The following is a 3,338-nucleotide window of genomic DNA, read 5'->3' on the forward strand; positions in this document are numbered from 1 at the left end:
TCGTCGATGACGATGATGATGCGCCGTCCGTCGATCAGCTGCTCGATGCGGAAGAACAGGTAAGCCATCAACGGCGTGCGGATTTCCTCGTTATCGAGGAAATCGGTCATGTCGTATCCGATGAATTTTGCGCCGATGCCGATATCGTCGGCCGCGTTGTCGAAGACCCAGCCGAGCGGCCCGCCCCTCTCCCAGCGTTTCAGACGTACAGCAATGCCCTCGGGATCGGTATTGTTGAGGAAGGCGCGCAGGGCGCCGATGGAGCGACGCTCCACCGGCAGGTCCGCCACCCCGTCGACCGCCGAGGCGATGTCGCGCAACTCGGTGATCGATAGTTCGCCGGATCCGGATCGGACCAGCTTGGCGATCCAACGGGTGAGGAATACCTTGTTTTCCGCAGTGAGTTCCAGAGCTTTCAACGGCGCGCAGCCGGTGGCAGCACCATTCTTCAGCGGGAGATAGGTGCCGCCGGCCGCGCGTACGAAGAGATCGGCGCCGCGGTCCTTGTCGAAGAAGACCATATGCGCATCGTGCTTTTCGAGCTGGGACAGCATGAAGTTCAACAGCACTGTCTTGCCAGCACCCGATGGGCCGCAAACGAAGGTGTTGCCGAGGTCGCCGTGATGGAAATTGAAATAGAAGGGCGAACCCGATGCGGTCTTCAGCATGGCGACCGCCGGTCCCCACTCGTTGCCGTCCTTCTGGCCGGTGGGATAGGAATGATAGGGAGCAAGGGCTGCGAAGTTGCGGGACGTGATTGCTCCCGAGCGCGCCCGATAGCGGAAATTGCCCGGCAGCTGCGCCCACCAGGCAGCCTCGAGCCCGAGATCCTCGCGGGCGACGACCGCGCCGCCGCTGGTGAGATACGCGCGCGCCTTCGCCATGTGGTCGGTCAGTTGCTTGACCGACGGCGCGAAAACGGCAAGTGCCAAATGATGCTCTCCGAGCGCAAAGCGATTGGATTCGAGATCGTCCATCGCGTCGCCGAGTTCCTCGATCTGCGAGGCCGCCTTGTCACCGGCGCTGACCATCTGGTTCTGCTTGCGGCCCATGATCGTGCGGGCGTCGGCCTTTGAGGTGAAGGCGAAGGATTGCGTCAGGATGAGCTCGAAGGGTGCGGTCAGGATACCGTCGAGCATGCCGCTGCGCGTGGTCGCCGGATATTCCTTGAGGCCGAACATGCCGGCGTAACGGCTGTCAGCCTCGTGACGGATCTCGACGGTCTCGCGCCCGAAAATGACCCGGTCGGAATAGATCGCCGAGGAAATCCGTCCCTCCGTCAACGCGATCGGTTCCTGACGGCCGCCGACCAACTGGTGGAGAACCTCGCTCGGTTCGGAGAACAGGATACCGTCCTGTTCATGAAGGCTCAGCAGCCGCGGCTCGAAGCGCTGCAGGCCGGCGACAAGGTCCGCCACGCGGTCGCGGAGATGCTTCAGGGCATGTTCGTCGAGTTCGATACCGGATCGGCGCGCCTTGCGCAGCCGGGAGAGAAGGTCGGCCGCCCGTTCGGCAGGATCCCGGCCGGGGTGCCAGACGAGGGTCAGGTAGAGATCGTTGCGAAACAGATCTTCGCGCACCATCCGGTGGCGGTATTTGGCATTGAGTCCGTCGGAGAAGGCGTTGGCGAAGCGGCCATCTGGATAGGCATTGTCACGGCGGCGCACGACATGCGTCCAGAGCGCCAGCCGCTCGTCGGCGATATTTCGGTAGAGTGTGTTCAGACTGCGGTGCAGGCCGTTAAGGTCCCTGATGTCTGATGTTTCGAAGGAAACGCCGTCGAGAGCGATCATCGTCATCAACGCTCGGGACTCGAGCGCGATGGTCGTTTCGTCGACATGCCTGACATAGGGGATGAAGGTCTCCGGCCCGAGCTCGCGCGACCGCAGCGTCGCGATATTAGCCAAGGCTCAAATCCCGTTCGTCATAGCGCCTGGTGAGCGTCAGGGGCGAGAGTGTGGAGCCGCCCCAGTAAGCGGAATTGCGCGAGCGGCCGCGGGTCTCGATCCACGCGACGAGGATGCGGAACCTGTTGTGGTCGTGCTTGACGAGGGCGCGAAACAGGACATGGAAAACGATCCCGACCAGCGCGTAGGCAATCGATCCTGCCGTGATATAGAGAATGGTCGTCAACATGATGTTGACGCCCATCGCCTCCATCGTCACGCCGGCAATCATTGCCGGGCGGGTGCAGGCGAGAAACAGCGTATCATCTTCAAGGCTCTGAATGATCGCCATGGCGTTCAGTTCCCGACGATGGTGTTGACCAGTTCGGTGGCGCCGAAAATACCGCCGATGCCGATGATCCAGAAGCCTGCCCTCCTCAAATCCATGTATCCGAACATCCAGGCGATGCAGATGATGATCACCGCGATCACCGCCAGCAGACGGGCGATATTGCCGGTCAGCATGTCGACGATGTTCTGCAGCACGGTTTCGATGCCGGCGGCCTGGGCGAAAGCTGGTTCGACCAGGCAGGCGAGGATGGCGGCCGCCATGAGGGTGGATGCGGCAAGCGGGCGAAGGCTGGCTTTGGAGATCATTCACTTTGCTCCGATCGATCATTCTGGAAAACGAGAACCGCGGATTGCCGCCGGGAGCTGAAAACGTCCCAGGACGCGGCCTCGGTGGTTTGGGAGGATTGCTTCGCAAGCGCCGGCGCCGCGTCATCTTGCAGCTGCTCGCCAGGGCCGGCCCGGCTATCGGGCTCGCCGACGGTGAGCGAGGCCAGGATCGGCGATAGCCGCTTTGCTTCCCGGCGCACCTGCTCGTCGTATTTGACCATGGCGCCGAGGGATGGATCGTCGCGGCCGTAGTAGGACTGGAGCATCACTGTCTCAGCCAGGGCCGGATCGTCCCCCGCGCGCACAGCGACGCGAAGATATCCATCGAGAAGCGTGGCCGTGGCCTTGAGGTTCAGGCAGGGATCGAAGGCGTCCGCGACGGATAGTTTCAGTTTTTGAAGCTGCTCGATGCCAATACCGCCAAGACCGATCTGGATATCCTGGCGGTCGGCAATCAGCGACGTGGCGACCTCGATCGCCTCCGCCTTCGATGCGGGTTGGGCGGGAAGCGGAGGACCGCTGTTGATGCGAACGGCAAATGGCTGGAACCGGCTCTCGAGGCTTACAATGCCTGCAAGCGTCTCCACCTTCACCATCGGTGCGCAGGTTTGGGCGATATCGGCGAAAGAACCGGCCATCGGTCAGTACCAGACGCGCTGCTTACCGGCGCCATCGATAGTGATGTCGACATAATGCGGCTGCGAACGCACATTGGGGCGCACCATCGTGTAGCCTAGGCATTGGCGGCGCCCCTCGACGGGCTGCCAATGTGGC

Annotated in this window: 4 protein-coding genes; all 4 read right to left on the reverse strand. The window is 62.2% G+C overall.

The window, feature by feature from the left end; translation table 11 throughout:
• Positions 1-1,907: VirB4 family type IV secretion/conjugal transfer ATPase (locus tag EFD56_RS32290; RefSeq protein WP_126907125.1), on the reverse strand; the 1,907-nt coding region annotated here is incomplete at its 3' end.
• The gene (locus tag EFD56_RS32295; protein WP_064837799.1) at positions 1,900-2,238 is read right to left on the reverse strand and encodes a VirB3 family type IV secretion system protein; all 339 of its coding nucleotides are present in this window, start codon (positions 2,236-2,238) and stop codon (positions 1,900-1,902) included. The genes EFD56_RS32295 and EFD56_RS32290, both read right to left, overlap by 8 nt.
• Positions 2,239-2,243: 5 nt before the next feature.
• On the reverse strand, positions 2,244-2,543 hold the full coding sequence (locus EFD56_RS32300; RefSeq protein WP_064820511.1) for a TrbC/VirB2 family protein: 300 nt from the start codon (positions 2,541-2,543) through the stop codon (positions 2,244-2,246).
• Positions 2,540-3,202, reverse strand: coding sequence for a lysozyme family protein (locus EFD56_RS32305; protein ID WP_126907126.1), 663 nt, complete (start codon positions 3,200-3,202; stop codon positions 2,540-2,542). The genes EFD56_RS32300 and EFD56_RS32305 overlap by 4 nt, the downstream gene beginning before the upstream one ends.
• Positions 3,203-3,338 lie beyond the last annotated feature (136 nt).

The sequence above is a fragment of the Rhizobium phaseoli genome (assembly GCF_003985125.1).
GTDB classification, from domain to species: Bacteria; Pseudomonadota; Alphaproteobacteria; order Rhizobiales; family Rhizobiaceae; genus Rhizobium; species Rhizobium phaseoli.